The organism is Flavihumibacter sp. UBA7668, from assembly GCF_002483205.1.
In the GTDB taxonomy this organism is placed as follows: Bacteria; Bacteroidota; Bacteroidia; order Chitinophagales; family Chitinophagaceae; genus Flavihumibacter.
The window spans coordinates 457,658-477,750 of sequence record NZ_DLHM01000007.1 but is presented as its reverse complement, the minus strand read 5'-3'; the positions used below and the strand labels follow the sequence as shown (position 1 = coordinate 477,750).

At 43.7% G+C, this 20,093-nt stretch carries 12 protein-coding genes; 8 read left to right on the top strand and 4 right to left on the bottom strand.

The genetic code is table 11. The features are described from left to right. Positions 1-81 precede the first annotated feature (81 nt). The 7 genes from B2746_RS19550 to B2746_RS19520 all read left to right on the top strand — a co-directional run bounded on the left by B2746_RS19550 (position 82) and on the right by B2746_RS19520 (position 13,224). On the top strand, positions 82-1,395 hold the full coding sequence (locus tag B2746_RS19550) for a metal-dependent hydrolase family protein (protein WP_290797853.1): 1,314 nt from the start codon (positions 82-84) through the stop codon (positions 1,393-1,395). Between the two features lie 167 nt (positions 1,396-1,562). Next, entirely contained in the window at positions 1,563-2,120 is a 558-nt protein-coding gene (locus B2746_RS19545) for an RNA polymerase sigma factor (protein ID WP_290797850.1), read from the top strand. Continuing rightward, a complete protein-coding gene (locus tag B2746_RS19540; RefSeq protein WP_290797847.1) occupies positions 2,107-2,862 on the top strand; it encodes a hypothetical protein in 756 nt (251 codons plus the stop codon). The genes B2746_RS19545 and B2746_RS19540 overlap by 14 nt, the downstream gene beginning before the upstream one ends. Further along, a complete protein-coding gene (locus tag B2746_RS19535) occupies positions 2,859-6,056 on the top strand; it encodes a CHAT domain-containing protein (protein WP_290797845.1) in 3,198 nt (1,065 codons plus the stop codon). The genes B2746_RS19540 and B2746_RS19535 overlap by 4 nt, the downstream gene beginning before the upstream one ends. Positions 6,057-6,119: 63 nt before the next feature. Next, positions 6,120-7,223, top strand: a complete 1,104-nt coding sequence (gene porV / locus B2746_RS19530) for a type IX secretion system outer membrane channel protein PorV (RefSeq protein ID WP_290797843.1) — start codon at positions 6,120-6,122, stop codon at positions 7,221-7,223. A gap of 25 nt (positions 7,224-7,248) precedes the next feature. Then, positions 7,249-12,858 (top strand): T9SS type A sorting domain-containing protein, encoded by a 5,610-nt coding sequence (locus B2746_RS19525; RefSeq protein WP_290797839.1) that lies wholly within the window; start codon positions 7,249-7,251, stop codon positions 12,856-12,858. Between the two features lie 117 nt (positions 12,859-12,975). Continuing rightward, positions 12,976-13,224: a zf-TFIIB domain-containing protein gene (locus B2746_RS19520; RefSeq protein ID WP_290797836.1), complete on the top strand. Its 249-nt coding sequence runs from the start codon at positions 12,976-12,978 to the stop codon at positions 13,222-13,224. Between the two features lie 106 nt (positions 13,225-13,330). On the opposite strand, the gene B2746_RS19515 is transcribed toward B2746_RS19520, so the two are convergent. From B2746_RS19515 to B2746_RS19500, 4 genes are all read right to left on the bottom strand, one after another. Then, positions 13,331-13,501, bottom strand: a complete 171-nt coding sequence (locus B2746_RS19515; protein WP_290797834.1) for a hypothetical protein — start codon at positions 13,499-13,501, stop codon at positions 13,331-13,333. 46 nt (positions 13,502-13,547) lie between these two features. After that, on the bottom strand, positions 13,548-13,898 hold the full coding sequence (locus B2746_RS19510; RefSeq protein ID WP_290797831.1) for a hypothetical protein: 351 nt from the start codon (positions 13,896-13,898) through the stop codon (positions 13,548-13,550). 705 nt (positions 13,899-14,603) lie between these two features. Then, positions 14,604-15,263 carry a hypothetical protein gene (locus B2746_RS19505; RefSeq protein ID WP_290797828.1) on the bottom strand — a complete coding sequence of 220 codons (660 nt, stop codon included), beginning with the start codon at positions 15,261-15,263 and terminating at the stop codon, positions 14,604-14,606. Continuing rightward, positions 15,238-16,152 carry a hypothetical protein gene (locus tag B2746_RS19500; protein ID WP_290797825.1) on the bottom strand — a complete coding sequence of 305 codons (915 nt, stop codon included), beginning with the start codon at positions 16,150-16,152 and terminating at the stop codon, positions 15,238-15,240. Before B2746_RS19500 ends, B2746_RS19505 begins: the two co-directional genes overlap by 26 nt. An 820-nt stretch (positions 16,153-16,972) precedes the next feature. Here B2746_RS19500 and B2746_RS19495 point away from each other — a divergent pair. Next, positions 16,973-20,086 (top strand): SusC/RagA family TonB-linked outer membrane protein, encoded by a 3,114-nt coding sequence (locus B2746_RS19495; protein ID WP_290797821.1) that lies wholly within the window; start codon positions 16,973-16,975, stop codon positions 20,084-20,086. Positions 20,087-20,093: the final 7 nt, after the last annotated feature.

Below are 20,093 nucleotides of genomic sequence, written 5' to 3'. Positions count from 1 at the left end.
GGGAGAGCAGTACCAGTCTGAGATAAAGCCTTTGCGGGTCGTTAGGTTTTCTTATGTATCTTAAATACATAATATACGGCCATGCTTACTATATTGCTACTATGGTTCCAGCTACTTACAGGAACTGCACCACATCCTGTTTTATTTGAGGAAGTGCAGCTTTTTACCGGTAATGCCCAGACACTTACACCACCTTCCTATGTATTGGTTGTTGGAAATAAAATTCAGAAAATAAGCCCTACTCCCTTTGAAGTGGAAGCAGGCACCATCCGAATAAATGGAAAAGGAAAGACCTTAATGCCTGGTTTAATTGATGTGCACGTTCACCTGGCTTTTGGTTCAATGAGCAAGAAGGACATGACTTCACCGGATTTAAGCCAGGAATTCATTCTTCAACACATGAGCAAGGGAGCGGAAGAAATGTTGCTGCGTGGTTTTACCAGTGTGCGGGATGTAGGTGGTCCAATCTTCCCCTTTAAAGCAGCCGTGGATGCCGGCAAGATTTCCGGTCCGCGCATCTGGCCCTCCGGTGCTGTAATCAGCCAGACTTCGGGGCATGGTGATTTCCGGATGCCCCATGAAAAATCGCGTCGTTTTTTCGGAACCCCCTCCCTTTCCGAAACCTTTGGCGCCAATTTTATAGCTGATGGCAGAGATGAAGTGCTGACAGCCGTGCGGGAAAACCTTCGCTTTGGCGCCAGCCAGATTAAGATCATGGGTGGCGGCGGAACTTCTTCTGCTTACGATCCGGTGGATGTTACCCAGTATACACTCGATGAAATGAAGGCTGCAGTTGATGCAGCAGAAGATTGGGGCACCTACGTAACCGTTCATGCCTATACCTCCAGAGCTATTAACAGAGCAATTAAAGCTGGTGTAAAATGTGTTGAGCACGGACAACTGGCAGATGAAGCCACCCTCCGCCTGATGGCTAAAAAAGGTATTTGGCTGAGTTTGCAAAACCTGATAGAAGATACACCGGATATGGACTCCTTACGAAGAGAAAAGAGGAAACCCGTTATAGAAGGCCAGGCAAAAATTTGGCCGCTTGCCAAAAAATTAAAAGTGAAGCTGGCATGGGGCACCGACTTTCTGTTTGAACCAGAATTGAATAAACAGCAAAACGACTATATCCTGAAATTGCAGCAATGGTTTACCAATGCAGAAATTCTGAAAATGGTAACACACGATAATGCACAATTGCTGCAGTTATCCGGACTTCGAAGTCCCTATCCCGGAAAGCTGGGTGTAATAGAAGAAGGTGCCTATGCCGATCTTTTACTCGTAGATGGTGATCCACTGAAAGATTTATCACTACTGTCAAACCCTGAAAATAAATTTCTCGTTATCATGAAGGATGGCAAACTGGTGAAGAACAAGCTGAAGGCGAAATAAAGAGGTATAATTCTTGACGCACTGAGTCAACTTTTGAAATATTCATAACCCTGTTTACCTTTTCACCCCTCCGGTGATATACTCTAAACAAGTCTATGAAAAGCAGTAAAATTTGATACCGCCGAAGGTGCTAAAAGCTGTATCTTCCTGAAAAGTTAGTATACGTATTGGAACCCCTAAACGACTGGTTTACAGATAGTCCCGATAAAGTATTGAAAAAGCTCTATGCAGATAACCTTCCCTGGCTGGAACAGTATGTGCTTCAAAATTCCGGCTCCGGTACCGATGCGCACGACCTTTTTCAGGAAACCATTACCAGCGCCTGGATCAACCTGCATACCGGCCGGTTCTCGGGATCACGCGATCAATTCAACGCCTATATCCGACAGATTGCCAAACATAAATGGCTAAACGAACTTCGCAGCCGATCCCGGAAAAAAACTACCGTAACAGATCAGGTTCCCGATCAGGAAGCAGCCGGCATTTTCCACCTTACTGAAACAGATAACACGGAAAAAGCAACCCTGCTGCAGGAAAGCTTCCAGGAATTAGGAGATAAATGCCGCACCATTCTCGGACTATACTATTACCGAAAAAAATCGCTGAATGAAATCGCGTTAAAACTGAACAATACAGAAAACAGTATTAAAACCATCAAGTACCGTTGCATGATGCAACTACGCCAATTATTCCTGGAAAAATCCCGCCAACATGGAGGAGTATAAAGACCATATTGATCAAGAACTTTTTGAACAGATCGAAGCCTATCTGTTGAACACGCTGTCACAGGAAGATAGATCCCGTTTTGAAAAACAACTGGCTGCAGATCCTTCCCTACAAAAAGAACTGGACCTGCAACGCCAGCTCCTCGCTATTGCAACAATCGAATCGTTTAAGTTGGATCAGGAAGCCACCATAGAAAATCCATCCGCAGGATCCAACCCGTCAGCTATTGTCAAACCCATCAATAAATGGTGGTGGGCCGCCGCCGCTATGCTGGTATTGATCAGCGGCATCTGGTATCTGCAATCCAAATCAGTTAGTCCCCAACAACTGGCCAATCATTATTTTATTCCCGATCCCGGTTTGCCTGTTACCATGAGCAGTACCCGCCAATACCAATTCTATGATGGCATGGTCAGCTATAAAGAAGCAGATTATGATAAAGCCATTTCCATCTGGAAATCAATTGCTCAAAACAATAACAGTTCCGATACTGTTCAATACTTCATTGGTGTAGCCTATCTTAATACGGACCAGTACAATGATGCGCTTCAACAATTGCTTCCAATTGCAGAAGGCAAAGGGAAATGGAAGGATAAAGCTGCCTGGTACCTGGCTATCACCTACCTCAAACTCAACCAGCCGAAAAAAGCGGCCAACTGGTTGAAAACAATTCCTTCCTATCCGGAAGCCACTGAATTGCTTGAAGAACTAAATCAATCAAATCCCGAACAAAGCCCATGAAAAAAGGCCTGATTTTTTTACTCATTTGCTGCGTTAACCAACTGTTCGCACAAACCAATTACGAAAAATCAGTAAACGCCTACAAAGCGCTTCAGTATGACAGCGCTATGATCTATATCGATCAGGCAGTATCCGCATATAAAAGCCTGAACCAAACCGACAGCCTTGTTTTCGCCCTCGTGCAAAAAGCCGATATGATCTGGAGCCTGAAAGGAAACGCAGCCGGACTATCGGCTGCTGAATCTGCCGTTCAGGTTGCCTCCCGCTTGCCTTTTTTTAATCCCGCACAGGTAGCCGCACTGGATAAAAAAGGACAGATCCTCATTCATAACGAAGAAACCGAAAAAGGAAAAAAAACACTCTACCAGGCACTTGAACATATTGATAAAACGGCTCCTCCCAATAATATCTATGCCACCCTTTATAAAAATCTTTCCTGGCTTTTGATGACCCTGCAGGATTTTGAACCGGCACTGCAATACGCAGAAAATGCCCTGCAAATAACTGAAAAGCTCTATGGTAAAGATGCGCGGCTATTGCTGGGTGTTTATCAGTCCCTCATGCTCATCTGTCATGATTCAGGAAAATATACTGATGCTGAAACCTATGGGCTGGAACTGCTTCGCCTGGCCAATCTCAACCTCAGCGCCCATCATCCCAACAAGGGATTGGTGCACAATGATCTTGGTATTCTGTATGAAACCATGCATCGCTATGATGAAGCACTTTACCACAAACAGGAAATGGTGCGAATTATTCAGCTTGATTATGCGAAACACAAAAACCCGCAACTGATGGCCATCGCCTATAATAATATGGGCAGCTTTTATCAGAACATTGGAGAAGCACAACTTTCCCTCGACTATTACGATAAGGCTAAAAAATTACACGAAATCAATTTCGGTTCAGAAGGAGCCGGAATAGTTCGTCCTCTAACCCATCTGGCAAATATGAAAATGGCGGTGGGTGCCTTTGAGGAAGCGGATAGTCTTTATACAAGAGCCTATCGCATCCAACAGGAAGTGGATCCCAAGGATTGGCGCAACCTGGCTTATGTTGAAAGTCAGTATGGAGACCTGTTTTACGAGAAAAAAGACTTTGCAAAAGCCGAGATCTTTTACCTCAAATCGCTGGAGAACAGTAAAAAAGCCGGAATAAAAAATACCTCCACCGTTCCTCAAACCCGCACCACCCTGGCCGAAACCTATGCTCAACAGAGACGTATAAACGAAGCGCTGCCGATACTGAACGAGGTCCTGCAACTTTATCGATCCACTTATCCGGCGGGCGATATTGTGCTGGCCGGACAATACAACAAAATCAGCAAGGCATTTCTCCTGAATAAACAGCTGAACAAAGCACTTGTTTATTCCGACAGTACCTTTCAGGAATTATTACAGGTATCTGCTTTGCCAAAGCAGGGTTGGGTTGAAAAACTGCCGTATAATCAATACATCATTTTGTATATCCGCAATCGTGCGGAAGTTTTAGAGGGTCTCTATCAACAAAAAAAAGATACTCTTTTCTTAAAACAATTGATCCAACTGGCCGGTGAATACGGTGGATTTCTTTCCAATAGTTTGCCAGCCCTTCGTACTCAGGGATCCGTTATGCAGGTTTCGTCCAACCATAAAACCATTTACAATACAGCCATTGAAGCCTGTTGGGATTTGTACAAACAATCAGGAAATTTCCGCCACCTGCATAAAGCATTCGAATTTGCAGAAAGAAGCAAAGGATTGTTGTTGCGACTCTCTGCCAATAATATGCTCAACGATGTGGCCCGTGCCGAATCGCCCACAGAAACAAAAGCAGATCTTGATTGGCGCAAACGAATCGGCTCTCTGAATGCACAATACCTGGATGCGGATCGCAAAAACGATTCCCTTTTATTTCTTCTTACTTCCGCAATGGAAGGTTACCGTAAATTTCAGGATAGTCTGCTTAAAACAGGAACTGCCGGAATTCAATTGAAATACAACCTGCATCCTGCTACTGTTCCGGAATTACAGGGCTATTTAAAAAAACAGGATCAAACCCTGCTGGAGTACGTACTCACAGATAAGCATATTTTTTTATTTACCCTGAATGCAAAACAATTTCATGTGCATCGGCTTCCTAACAGGATCAGCAAAGATGTTGCTGCGCTGAAAGAATTGTATACGATCAGCGCTGCCAATTTTAAAACCCCGGCTTTTCGCTTATACCAGCAACTGATTCAACCGGTGGAAGCAAAATTCTCCGGCAAAAACCTTCTTGTGATTCCCGATGGTGAATTGTTTTACCTCAATATGGAATTGCTGATTTCTGATAATAAAGCCAATGACTTTGCCGGAATGCCCTATTTACTGAATACGTACAATATCTCCTATCAGTTATCTGCTACCAATGCCCTGCTTATGAAATCAGTAGCAGCTGCAAAGCAAAACAAAGCCCTGCTGCTGACGCCGGTATTTACAGATGAAATGAAAAAAGCCTATCGCGATGCCAATTCCGACAGTGCTGCAATTGATCCCTATTATCTCAATTTGTTGCGGCAGCCCTTTACGCTGCAGGCAGCCAAAAAAATCGGCAAACTTCTGAATCATGATCTGTTTGCCGGACAGGATGCGCTTGAATCTGTGGTGAAAACAAACGCAGCAGCCTATTCAATTTTACACCTGGGCACCCATGCCGAAGTAAATCACAGCGCTCCTTTGCAATCCCGTTTTTATATGGCCAAACCGGTTCCACTGGATTCTTCGGGTAAGGATGATGGTTATTTGCATGCTTATGAAATTTATGGACTCCCGCTTCAGGCAGATCTGGCGGTATTAACCGCCTGCGAAACCGGCCAGGGAAACTGGGTGGGTGGCGAGGGTGTAATCTCTCTGGCGCATAGTTTTATGTATGCCGGTTGTCCGTCGGTAGTAATGAGTTTGTGGAAGATTGATGAAAAATCAAGCGCAGAAATCATCACCAATTTCTATAAAGAATTGGCGAATGGCAGCAGCAAATCCGAAGCGCTTCGCCAGGCCAAGCTGCAACATATAAAAGAAGCAAGTGCACAAAGTCACCCTTATTTCTGGGCAGGTATGACCCTGGTAGGTGATACTGATCCGGTATATCCTTCCCGCTTCTGGTGGTGGATCCTTGCTGCTGCACTGCTGGCTGCCACAACCTGGTGGCTGTATCAGAAAAAAACCCGAAAATAATTCCCGTCTGCTGTTTACTCTTGCTGAATAGCGGTGATATAGGTATACACTTATATCCAGCAAATGTTACCAAAACTGCTTTTACTTACCTGCACACTGGCCGGCTGTTTTGTCTGGCAACAATCCAGAGCACAAAAATCACTGAATCTTTCCACCAGCTCCGTACCCTTTTTACGGATAGCCCCCGATGCAAGGGCTGGAGCCCTGGGCGATGCCGGTGTAGCCACCCTTCCCGATGCAAATGCAGCTTTCTGGAATATCGGTAAACTGGTTTTTAATGAAGCCAAATCAGGTGCCTCCATCTCGTATATTCCCTGGATGAAACAGTTGACCAGCGATGTATTCCTGGCAGCTGCAAGTGGTTATTATAAGCCCGATGAAAACCAGGCCATCAGTGTTGGACTGAGGTATTTTAATCTTGGCAATATTCAGTTCACCACCGATGGCGTAAATAACATGGGCTCTTCCAATCCGCGTGAATGGGGGCTGGATATCGGTTACTCCCGCCGGCTTTCTGAAAAACTGGGATTGGGTCTTGGTCTCCGATATATCCATTCCGCCCTGCTGGGGAATGCCGGTATGCCCGGCTCCGACTTTCAAACCGGGAGGGCTTTTGCCACTGACCTAGGACTCTATTTCGATAACCGCAACGAAGGCGATGGTTTCACGCTCGGCGCAGCGTTAACCAATATGGGTACCCGAATTTCTTATACAAAAGAAGCCACAGAGAAAGATTTTATTCCGGCTAATCTGGCTATCGGTGCTTCCTGGAACAAACTGATGGATGAACAACACAGCATCAGTTTTGCAATTGATGTCAATAAACTGCTGGTGCCCCTGGTGAATATGCAAGAGGAGGGCGCTCTGGATTCGTATCGTCGTAAAACAGTGGTTGAAAGCTGGGGAAATTCCTTGGGGGATCTACCCGGACAAGCCAGCCTCTCTGCCGGAATTGAATATTGGTACAACCAGTTACTTGCCATACGCGCAGGATATTATACCGAAGCCCGGAATAAAGGCGACCGCCGTTTTCTTACTACAGGTATAGGTGTACGTTATAATCAATTCGGTCTGAATTTTTCCTACCTCATTCCAACCGGTTCAGGCATTTACCAGAACCCGCTCTCCAATACCCTCCGCTTTTCTTTATTGTTTACCTCCCTATAGCCCCAACCCCTAAACTCATTTTATTATGCGTTCAATTTTACAGCTCCTGACCCTGCTTTTTTGTGCACAACTCGTTTTTGCTCAGGCAGATTTTAGCTCAGCACTTCCTTTAAAAGCAGATGAACAAGTATCCGGAACAGTGTCTGCAGCCAACCGAAATGTGTATTATAAAACACTGCTTCCGGCAGATGGTACCATTACCATTTATATCAATGGCACACATGCAGGTGGATCAGCCGGTAATTTTGATCTCTATGTATATGATAAGAGCCGACGGCAGATTGCAGTAAAACGCACCTTGGGGAACCGGTCTTTTACAGCCGGACAGGAATTCAGTGATACCATCAGCGTTTATTCAAGGGCAATAGACAGCATATACATACTGGCCTACCAGAATTCCAGCCAAACATTCAATTTCCAGCTCAGTTATTCAATGGATGATACATATCCCACTGATCCGGAACCAAATGGTGAGTTTAAGCAGGCCACTCCAATTGCATCGAAACAATCGTTGAAAGGGCTGATAGGTTATGTTGCGAATGGGACTACCGATCGGTATGACTATTATAAAACCCTGCTGCCGGTAAGCGGCACGGTAAAAGTTTATGTGGAAGGAAAACATACCGGAGGTTCAGCCGGAAGTTTTGATTTATATGCCTATGATAAAGCCGGTCGAAACATTCAAATGAAAAGAACCATCGGAAAAGACAACCATGCATTGGGTGAATCATTTAAAGATACCATGCTGATCTATTCAAGATCTGCCGACAGTATTTATTTACTGGCTTATCAGAACAGCAGCCAGTCGTTCAGTTATTCCATTTCTTATGAAGTGGTGGATCAAAGTATCGAGGATGTTGAACCAAATAATGAATTCGAACAGGCCTTACCGTTAGCGCAGGAAGAAACGAAATATGGAAGAATCGGGAATGTAACCAACGGCACTACCGACCGTTACGATTATTATAAAACACTGCTGCCTTATAGTGGAACCGTTGCAGTATATGTACAGGGTGTGCATACCGGTGGTTCAGCCGGCAGTTTTGATCTGTATGTGTATGATAAAGGCCGCAGGCAAATTGCTTTTAAACGAACCCTGGGCAACAAGTCGCATGCATTGGGCGAAACCTTTACTGACACGCTCCTGATTCCTTCGCGTGATGCGGATAGCCTATATATTACCTTGTACCAAAATAGTTCTCAATCCTTTGATTATACAGTTAAGTATGCCATGATTAACCAGAGTGCAGAAGATCCTGAACCAAATAATACGCGAACTGAGGCGGTACCTGCTGCCTACAATGAAATGGTCTATGGCCGCATTGGTAATGTAGCCAATGGTGTTACAGATCGGTATGATTATTACCAGGCGATCCTGCCGGCAGATGGAACCCTGACTTTTTATATTAATGGCACACATACAGGTGGATCTACCGGCAGCTTTGATTTTTATGTATTGGATAAAGCAGGTCGGGAAATTGGTTCAAAACGAACCATCGGCAATAAAAATCACACCCTTAATCAGCAATTTTCAGATACGGTTAAAGTGTATTCAAGAGCAGCCGACACGCTCTATTATTACGTATATCAAAACAGCAGTCAGTCGTTCGACTATGGAATCCGATATACCGTAGAAGATCAAAGCACGAATGATGCAGAACTTAATGACGATTATGCAACAGCAGTATTCATCCCGGTAAGAGAAATTAAAGAGGGACATATTGGTTATGTAACCAATGGTGCAATCGACCGGTATGATTATTATAAAGCCGTGTTGCCTGCAGACGGAACGCTAACCATTTACATCAGCGGAAAACATACGGGTGGCACAGCCGGAAATTTTGATCTCTATGTATATGATAAGGGCAAACGGCAGCTCAGTCAGAAAAGATCAATAGGCAACAAGTCGCTTTCCCTCTATGAGGAATTCAGAGATACATTGAAAGTGTATTCACGCGCCGCAGATACCCTTTACTTCTATCCTTACCAAAACAGCAGCCAGTCCTTTTCTTACCAAATCAGTTTTGATGTACTGGATCAAAGTGAAAACGACCAAGAACCAAACGGTGATTTTCCGATTGCCAAACCAATCGATCACAATGAAACCCGCTCCGGACATATTGGCTATGTGGCCAATGGTGTAACCGATCGCTATGATTATTTCAAAACATTATTGCCGGTGGATGGTACCGTTACCATTTATGTAGAAGGTGTTCAAACTGGTGGTACAGCAGGATCGATTGATTTTTATGCCTTTGACCGCAGTCGCCGGCAGATATTGGTGAAACGCAGCCTGGGGAATAAGGAAATTACCTATGGGCAGACCTTCCGCGATACAATTGAATTACCTTCTCGTGCGGCTGATAGCCTCTACCTGTTGCTCTATCATAATTCATCGCAATCCTTCAGCTACAAAATCAGGTATGTGATGCCCGATGCATTGCAGGGTGATCCGGAACCAAACAACAGTTTTGGAGAAGCCGCAGTATTCAACAACAGGGACACCATTATTGGATTGCTGGGCTATGTTTCCAATGCACTGACCGACCGGAATGATTATTTTAAAATGGCTGTGCCTGAAAAATCAACGGTTACTGTTTATATTGAAGCAGAACATACCGGTGGCAGCAATGGAAGTTTCGCTTTTTATGCCTATGATAAAAATCGTCGCCAGTTAGCAGCAAAATCAGTGGTTGGATCAGCCATCGCTGCAGGTGCCACACTGCGTGATACCATCGTGGTAAATTGTAATAGTACTGATAGTCTGTATCTTCTGATGTACCAGAACAGCAGTCGCTCTTTTACCTATAAAATCCGGATGGAGATCCAGGACAATAAACCGGAAGCAGCCTTTTCGTATACCCGTACGGGTAATGAATTTGGATTTATCAATAAGAGCCAGAATGCGAATACGGTTCTATGGCGATTTGGAAACAATCTTACCAGCACGGTAAACTATCCCTTACAGGAATTAAGACCGGGTTTCTATACTATTCAGTTAATCGCCACCAATTCGGTTTGTAATTTCAGAGATACAGTGCGGCAGGAAATAACGGTATCGGGAGTGGAGTCCTTTACGCCAACAGAAGCAGGTGTGGGGGGTGATCTCATCATGACGATCTATGGAGGTGGATTAGCTCCCAATACCAGTGTTACCTTATCGGGCAGCGGTGGTACGCTTACACCAAAAGAAACCATCAATGATGCAAAAGGGCAACAACTGGGTGCGGTGTTTGATCTGCATTTTGCCCAACCAGGTGTGTATGATCTGACAGTTGGTTTCCCCAATCAGTCGCCCATTGTATATGAAAAAGCATTTACCATTAACAATATGGTTTATCCGGAAACCTGGTCAGAAGTAACCGGTCCATCTATCTGGCGCACGGGGCGTGAGGCCAATTTCAACCTCGTAATTGGTAATCGTGGTAACACCATGGCAAGAGGCGGTATTGTTGCAATTGCCTGGCCAAAAGATGTAAAAGTAGAGTGGCTGGGTAAGGAACACCGGCCAGACCCCAATCAGTTTACAGAAATAACAATGGATGATGGTGAAGTGATCCGTACAAAAAACGATGTGGTTCAATGGATTTATGATGTTAACACAACCAGACCGATTGACACTTTTGGCGTAGAGCCATTTGATGGATATGTAAAATACTTTACTATTCCGATGGTGCCGGCTGGTTCAACAGTAGAGATTCCTTTCCGTGCATCTTCCACCGCTTCGGGTATGCATAAATTTAAAACATATACAGTTAAACCCAACCAGTTCGGATCCTGCGAAACCTTTAATATCGGCAATGCCCTTACTGGTCCGGCTGCTGTGGAATTATATATAAACACCCTGGATATCCTGGTGGATGAAGCGAAGGTTCCTCCTGCTACTAAAATTCCTGCGCAGGTGGCCGTGAAGAGTTTGAAGGTTACGCAAAAGCATATTGATGTATCGAGTAATGTGCTGTTCCATCGGATGTGGGCAAAATGGTATGGTGCTGATGACCTGACGGATGATGAATACTATGACTATTATAAAGAAGGCCTGGCAGCGGATGAATTTGCGATCAAAGAGATGAAAGATCTAGCTTTTGATCAGACCATCAATTTAGGTGTGGGTGGTTTGGCAACTAAACGTGCCGAAAAACTAACCGGACAATTAGATGCTGCGAATAAATCAATGTTGAATCATGCTGATAAGTCGAGAGAATATATGTCCAGATCGCGCAAGGTTAAAAATCCCGGCAGGAAAGAAGCGTTGGAAGCATTGAGCGCTCAGGAAGCGGAATTGTTTAAGGATGCCCTGGCAAGCGGTGATTTTACTATTGACGAATTACGAAAATTTGAAAAATGGACCGATGCATTGCAAACAGCCAAAGATTATAAAACAGCAGCCGGACAATTGGAAAAACTGATCGCTTACATTGAAGAGAATTGTCCTGAGCACAAGGAGCAACTGGAGAAATTGAAGGAAATGCTCAATAAGGAAAAAGACATCCAGGAAGAAAAAGAAAAGGAAACCGAAACCCGTACTTCCTATGATCCAAATGCGATTTACGGTCCGGGTGGTTATAAAGCAGCCCGCTATGTAAACAATAAAGATCGACAGCCATTTGTTGTGCTATTTGAGAATGTGGATACCGCCAAAGCGGATGCGCAGATAGTTCAGATCCTGGATACCCTCGATAAAACCAAATTTGACCTCAGCAGTTTTGAGTTTGGCAATATTACGATCGGCAAAAAAGCATTCCGTGTACCGAAGGGGCGTAAACAATTTATGATGGAACGCAGTCTGGCGCCGTACCGGAACATGCGGGTACGGGTGAATGCATCCATGGATACGACCACCGGTATTGTTAGCTGGCAGTTCACTTCCATTGATCCGGTTACTGGTGATCTGCCTGATTTTGACGGATTTCTTCCTCCGAATAAAGACTACCCGTCGGGTGAGGGGTCAGTATCCTATTCCGTGAATCCGGTTGCGAATCTGGCGAATGGAACGGAAATGGTATCGCGGGCCTCCATCATCTTTGATACAAATGAGCCGATACTTACCAATACCTGGAAGAATACCATTGATGCATTGCAGCCTACCGGGCAAATACGTGCGCAGGTATTGGAAGATTCAATGATGCTGTTGACGTATACGGCAACGGATGCGGGGTCCGGAGTAAATTATTTCCATCTCTATATGTCGGAAGATGGAGGAGAATGGGTACCCATTCAGGGCGGACAGGGAGACAGCATCATCCTGTTTGGTGATCCGGGAAAAACCTATCGGTTTTTTATGGAAGCCATGGATAATACGGGTAACAGGGAAAACAAAATAACCGTGGGCGAAGCCTTTGTACGCTTACCGGAGGAGCCCGGTATACAACCGGCAGGTAACTGGAGCGTGTATCCTATTCCAACCAATGGAACCATCAATCTGGAATTGGATATACCGGAGGCACAGCAATTGGTTATTCAGGTGTATTCTGCGGGTGGTCAGCGCGTGGCGGAGTTGTATAATGGATCGGTAGCCAGTGGTGCATTAAGACTAAACAAAACAGTGCAGAACCTCAGCAGTGGTTTGTATTTCATACAGGTTCGCGGGAGTAAGGGATTGGATCTGAAGAAGAAAATACTGGTGGCGAAATAGTCTCTATTGTGTGTTTTTGATTTTCAATAAGGCCGGAATTTTTTCCGGCCTTAATTATAACATTTTGAAAACAGTTAAATAATTTCTTTTGCCGATTTTAGATGCAAAAGAAGAATCATGAAGTGTCCTAATTGTAATGTAAGTCTGGTTATGACTGAACGAAGTGGAATTGAAATCGATTATTGTCCGGATTGCAGGGGCGTATGGCTTGATCGGGGAGAGTTGGATAAGATCATTGATCGTTCTTCGCAAAACACGCCAACTAATCAACCTGATAATTATCCACCCCGGCAGGATTATAAATCTGATAAAGAGTATCAGTACAGGAAGAAAAAGAGCTCCTGGGGAGATTTGTTTGATTTTTAGAACCTGAATATTAAAGTCAGGAGTATATATATAGCAGGGCCGGAATTCTTTCCGGCCTTTTTAAATGTAGAAATTAAAAAGCCTCCAAAAGGAGGCTTGTCATTAATTATTTAGAAGCTTTTGGTAAAGGCGATTTAATAGTTCTTAAAAACTGATTTGCCTCTGCTAGTTTTTTAGGGGCAAGAACTTTTCCTTTTAATTGGTTGAGTGTTTCGTCAATTGTAAAAGTAATTTCCTGCTTCGACAAAGAGCTCCTGTATTTTATTACTTTTTTCAAGTAGTGAAATTAAACAATTTTTCGCTTTACAAAAGATGCGGTGACCTCAGGCGGGATTAATTGTAATACGATTGGGGATCTCCTCTCCATTTTCTTTTGCCTGTTTGACCTGCTGAAAATAGAGCTGTATGAGGCTTGTATATAATTTGTTGCGCGTAACGTTTAGGAAGAGTTGAGCAGCATCTCTTTTTGCCGGATCATCAATAATATCATGCGCTAAATCATTGGCGGTTGCCATCAGTTGGTTATTCTGCAATTGTTTCTCCGTTCTCTTTTTTCGCTTATCCCTTTGCGGGAGCATGCAGATCACGGATTTGTTGCCGTATCTCTTTAATACAAACTGATCGCCCAGTTTACCACTAAAATCCTTCAGAATGGAGGTTGTACTACTTGCCATAGGTGTAAAGGTTTGGTTTATCTTCTTAAGATAGGTAATGAAAGCGTTATGTCATAGGCTTAATAGAAAAATTAATGAGTTTTTAATGGGTATATATTGGTTTTATACCCTAGATAAACCCTATAAATACCCTACCAAAACCCTATAAATACCCTATGTAGGTATAATCATGCAATAACCATAACTGAAGTTGAACCTATACATGGAGATTAATTACCAGCAGGTATTCTGTTGGGCAGGGTAAAGCCGATCCAGTGCTCTGAATTGCTTAAGGTTGGATAGTTTAAATTGACTATTACCGTCTGTGAGTAGGCAACTCTTGTGCATTAAACATGCTAAATGTTGGACAACTTGCGACCGGAATTCCGGGCGTGTATAGGTTGTTGGTTGACTCTGGGTGTTTCAACTATTTTATAGAATTCCTGAACTTTCTGGAGAAATTTGCAGTAAAAAGGATTGCGAAATGTTTGGAGAAAGCCTGGGCTAAATGAAAACAACAAGTAATCAGCCTCTACCTTAGTACAATACTGGCTAGTTCCTGTTCTGTGAGCCGCTCTTTTACCTTTTGATCTTCTACGAAGGTATCCATGCCTTCACTAAGTTCATTCAAGATCTGCATGTTCTTTTCGGGAGATAATTCTACAATATCTCCAGCGGCGTACAATTCGGTTACGTAACGCTCTAAAAGACTTATATATTTGTTACTCATTGATAATCAGATAAGTTATCAACATATTGGTTGAATGGATCAGCAAAATTAACTTTAATATTTATAAACTTACCAAAATCCTGCCGAAAAATAACTTTATTGAATATGCCCAATATTAAAGAATGCATGAAGGTTTGTGATTTTACTGAAAACTCCCCCGGCTCCGTTGCGTCCTGAACAAAAAAACCATCGCATTTACCTTCTGCAAAAGCATCAGGGCTACTCAGTTCCGCTACCCAGATGAACTTAGGCAAGGGAACCCCCAGAAGCAGAACCTTTTCTTTATCTGGGAGATCAGTACGCAACGATATATGCTGCTTAAAAGAGCGGCTTGACGCCAGAAATATTCGAATAACATGTTTGCCAATTACGGAAATTCCTAATTCCTGTTTTAATGCAGGTGAATTGAAAATCTGTAAAAAGTTCTTTCTGGCCCGTGCTGCGTCAAGATAAATTTTCGAGTATAAGGGTACAATAATATGTGTAAGATTAACATCTTTCCATTTCTCAAGCTGCTGTTCATCCGTAAAATATTTTTGGCAGGGGTAGTCAAGTGGCCCAAGTTGAAAAGGAGGAAAATTATCGTCCATGAAAACATAATTCCGGTCAATTTGGCTAAAGTCGATCAGCTCACCCCCCCTGTTCAGTATTTTCATGATGAGCAGCAACCGCAACAGCAGAAGCGTCTGGAATTTCACGACCAATGATATTGACAGCATGTCCTATACCGCCATTAAAATCTTTTAAAACGCCAATAACCGGGATACCCGACTCAATGTAAATGCTTACAAGTGTATTAAATATATGTTTATGTTTCTTACGGGAATAGATCATAGCGCCGAACCCCAACTCGCGGATCGCATAAGTAACCTGCTCTGCAGTAAGTCCTTCAGAAGGAAATGTTCTTTTGAACGAAATCTTTTGAATGATCTTGTTGATATGAGATGGTAAAACAGGCTTATACTCAGGATACTTTGATGAGAAATATTCCATAATTCCCCAAATGGTCGTTTCAGCACAAGTAATAGTATGGCTATCCTGTGACGAATGTGGAAACGTATGTATCTTAAACTTATCTGAAAGAGTAGTTGCACTAAAGGGTGCAACGCAACACGCAAAGTTTCTTCTGGAAAGAGCTACGGGGGAAATAGCCGTTCTGCCAATAACTTTCGGAAAAGTAGGCCGTAATACCAGATAACCCAGATAATTCTTCAATAGCTTTTCCTCATATATTTTTTTATCGAGAAATTCAGCTTCTTCCAGCTCATTTGAAAAGAAGGATATCCTTACCGAATTTCTATGGTGATGCGTATGTTTTGAAGAATAAAAAATATAGTAAGAATCGCGGTATAATTTATCTACATAAGGATATTCTATCACTGCGTAGAGGTCTTTCCTCAGATGATCCATAAACGGACGCACTTCTATCTCCACCAACTTTTCTACCGTTTCCGGAACCAGATCGTATTCTTTCTCTAACAGCTTTTTAAGTTCTTCGAGGACTGAATCTACTGGAATCACCCTGATTCTGATACTCTTTTGCAAGAATCTTTCAATAGCCTCGCGTGCAGGGATAGACTCATTCCTCAACATTCCAGATTACAAAAACAAGTTGAGAGACGTGCATTTTCTCAAAGTTCCACACCATGGCAGTGCGAATAACCTGAACGCGGAAATAATAAGGCTCATTAATCCTGAGATAGCATTTATTTCAGGTGGCAGTCACGTTTCACCCTTAGTAGTTGCGGCTCTACAGGCTAACGGAGCGGCAGTGTACGGCACCAATGATGCCTCCAGGGCATTGATTTACCCTATTCAGTGATACCCTTTTACTTAAAGCCTTCAGCCAGGTCAACTGCTCGAAGTAGCCGAAGAAAAAATGTGAGAATGACGAATAACAGAAAAATCAATAACAGATAGTAGAAATCCAAGGATTGAAATAGTGAAGACAGTTCCACTATTATTAATTTATTTTCTTGCTGGAATAGTTCACCAAAATATTTTACATATCATATAGGCAATTTGAATAATTTGTGCTGCACCCTGCCCGGCAAAAATTTTACTTTATTTAGCAAATTTTGGAAACGCTGCTCTCTAAACCTCCTTCTATATTTGACTTATTAAATAGACCGTTCATTTTAATTGTAATATGAACACGCGCACTGTGTAACATACAGTCTCACGATTGCTGAATTGCCATAGGTTAAATCACCCCGGAACTTTTATGCCCATCCGGCAATAGCCCTATTGTTATTCTGGCTTTCAAAGAAAATATATTGATTTATTGCTCTATTTGAGAGCATACTGTATTGCTGTTTTTGTGGCACAGGCATCTATTTGCTATCATTCAAAACAAGATAAGGCTATGACCAGAGACCAAAACTTTAAAAAACTGCTATTGCTGCTTTGTGGCATCTGCTTGTCGGTATTGTCCTTCGCACAAACCATCTCAGGAAAAATTACTGATGATGCGGGAAGCCCCCTGGCCGGCGCATCCATCAGAAACACCACCACGCAGGTTACCACCACCTCCAACGACAACGGTGAGTTTAGCTTACAGGCATCCCCAACCGAAAAAATTGAAATCAGCTTCGTCGGCTTCTCACCCATTACAATTACTGCCGGCAATAAATTTCATTCCATCACCTTACAGAAAAGTGGAGATAACTCCCTCTCCGACGTAGTAGTAGTCGGCTACTCCACCCAGAAAAGAGCCAGCATCTCCGGCTCGGTTTCCGTGATTGGAAAAAAATCACTCGAAAACCGACCCGTGGTTAATGCCGTTCAGGCCTTACAGGGGCTCTCCCCCGGCCTTGTCATTACCCGCAGCAGCGGACAACCCGGCCGCGAAGGATGGAATGTAAACGTTCGCGGAATCTCCTCCCTCAACGGAACCAATAGTCCGCTTGTGATGGTGGATGGTGTGGAATACCCCAACCTCACCCTCCTCAATCCGGATGATATCGAATCCATCTCTGTATTGAAAGATGCCTCCGCTGCCGCTATCTACGGCGCAAAAGCATCCAACGGAGTACTGATGGTTACCACCAAATCCGGAAAATCAGGAAAGGTGACGGTGAATTATACCATGATGGCGCAATCCAAAAAGCCACTCAGTCTACCGCAAACAGTACCCTTCCATATCAGTGCAGAAATTCAGAACCTCGCCAATATCAACAACGGTGGTTCCCCTTCCTTTACGGATGAACAAATCGCCTGGTTTAAGGATCCCAATGTTACCCTGGTACCCGATGACCCCCGGAATACCTTTTACTACAAGGAAATGAACTATGTAGATATGACAATCAAAGACCGCGTGGGTGCTGTTAACCACAATGCCAGCATCTCCGGCGGTAATGAAACTACCCGCTATTTTGTTGGTTTGGGATACACCGATAATAAAGGCATGTTCACGGTTGGTCCGGATGGCAACAAACGCTATAATGCCCGGATCAATTTCACCACCAAACTGAATAAAATTTTAAGTCTCGATAGCCGGATTTCCTATACCCAAAACAAAATCGAAGCTCCCTCCGGTACACTGGAAGGTGATTATGGACTGCTTTATAATATCTATAACCTGCGCCCCATCTACCCCATTTTTGTTCCGGGTGATGAATCCAAACTGGTTTCCGGTGTAAATACCTATGCCACCCTGAGAGAAGGTGGTTATAACAATATCAATGATAATCTCTTTGATGCGGTCTTCACTTTAAAGGCGGCCAATATTGTAGACGGATTAACACTCAGTGCTACCTATAGCCCGCATTATCAGCAAACCAACCAGAATATCTTCAATAAAACGGTTCCCTTATATACGTTTGTAAAAGCGAGCGGTAATTTTGAACAAAACGCCTGGGTAAACCGCTCCAATTCACTTTATAAATACCGCACCACACAGGTTTCCTACACCACCAACCTGCTGGCAGAATACGATTATTCAATTAACGACCATAATTTCCGCGCACTGGGTGGCTTTCAATACCAGAGTTATGATTATGACCGGATGAATGGTGCACAAACCAATCTGATCAATAATAACCTGGCTACCACCAATTATACCACCAATGCTACTTTGCCGGTTACTGCTTTATCAGATAACCTGCAAGCCAATACCTGGGTATCCTATTTCGGCAGAATCAACTACGATTTCGCCAATAAATATTTTCTTGAAGCAACTGTACGTCAGGATGCCAGCTCCCGCCTGGCACCCGGCCACAGAAGCCAGACCTTCCCTGCCCTTTCTGCCGCCTGGCGGATTTCGCAGGAAAACTGGTTTGGTGAAAGCAGACTTATTGATGAGCTGAAACTGCGCGCTTCCTGGGGTAAACTCGGAAACGCACAACTGGGACAGTTATACGAAAACAACTATCTCTCCACGCCCTTGCTGATCAACGGTGTTTATCCGTTCAACAATGCAGCTACTACCTATATCTACCAGCGTGATCTGCCTTCTGAAGGCCTGGGTTGGGAAACAGTTACAACCTCTGAACTGGGTATAGATTTCAGTCTGCTGAAAAATCGACTGAGTGGATCATTCAGCGTGTATAAGCGGGTGAACGATAATATGCTGATTCCGGTTAACCTGCCTGCTGCATTAGGTGTAACCCCCAGTACAGCAAATGCCGCTTCCATGGAAACAAAGGGATGGGATCTCGAACTGTCCTGGAAAGATCGCATCGGGGCCTTTCAATACTTTGTATCGGCCAACCTGAGCGATAACCAGAATAAAATCACCAAATACCTCGGCAATATTGTTTACACAGAAGGGTTGAATGCTGCCCTGCCCGGAATGCCGATCAATTCCATATACGGGTATCGTTCCCAGGGCTATTTCCAGTCGGCTGAAGAGGTAGAGAAAAGCGCCAAACAATTCGGAACCACAAACCAGGCACCGGGTGATATCAGGTACCAGGATGTAAATGGCGATGGAGTAATCAATGGCGGTATCGGTACCCCCGATAATCATGGTGATTTGGTTTATCTCGGCAATACTGCACCCCGTTATAATTTCGGACTAAACCTGGGTGCACAATGGAAAGGGCTTGATCTCTCCGTTTTCCTGCAGGGTGTTGGCAGGCGTTATTACATGATGTATCCTTACCAGGTAATTCCTTATATGCAGTCCTGGCGTTATCCGCTCGATAACTATCCGGGCAACTATTGGACAGAAGACAATCGCGATGCACGTTTCCCAAGACCCATTGCAGGCGGCGGAACCAATACCAGAATCAACAGTGCCTTTGTACAAAATGGAGCCTATGTTAGGCTGAAGAATATCCAACTGGGTTATACCATTCCGGAAAACCTGACCCGTTCCATTAAAATTCAGCGGGTAAGGGTATTCGTTAGTGGTCAGGATGTGTGGACTGCCACCAAAGCCTGGTACAAATATTTTGATCCGGAAAGTCCCAATAATGTTTCCTACTCCTATCCATTTTTTGCAACATGGGCATTGGGCCTGAATGTAACTTTTTAAAGCAAAA

Coding starts and splice junctions, on each gene's coding strand:
- B2746_RS19520 (WP_290797836.1), top strand. CDS start 12,976: ATGAAGTGTCCTAATTGTAATGTAAGTCTGGTTATGACTGAACGAAGT.
- B2746_RS19535 (WP_290797845.1), top strand. CDS start 2,859: ATGAAAAAAGGCCTGATTTTTTTACTCATTTGCTGCGTTAACCAACTG.
- B2746_RS19505 (WP_290797828.1), bottom strand. CDS start 15,263: ATGAAAATACTGAACAGGGGGGGTGAGCTGATCGACTTTAGCCAAATT.
- B2746_RS19495 (WP_290797821.1), top strand. CDS start 16,973: ATGACCAGAGACCAAAACTTTAAAAAACTGCTATTGCTGCTTTGTGGC.
- B2746_RS19525 (WP_290797839.1), top strand. CDS start 7,249: ATGCGTTCAATTTTACAGCTCCTGACCCTGCTTTTTTGTGCACAACTC.
- porV (WP_290797843.1), top strand. CDS start 6,120: ATGTTACCAAAACTGCTTTTACTTACCTGCACACTGGCCGGCTGTTTT.
- B2746_RS19540 (WP_290797847.1), top strand. CDS start 2,107: ATGGAGGAGTATAAAGACCATATTGATCAAGAACTTTTTGAACAGATC.
- B2746_RS19550 (WP_290797853.1), top strand. CDS start 82: ATGCTTACTATATTGCTACTATGGTTCCAGCTACTTACAGGAACTGCA.
- B2746_RS19510 (WP_290797831.1), bottom strand. CDS start 13,898: ATGGCAAGTAGTACAACCTCCATTCTGAAGGATTTTAGTGGTAAACTG.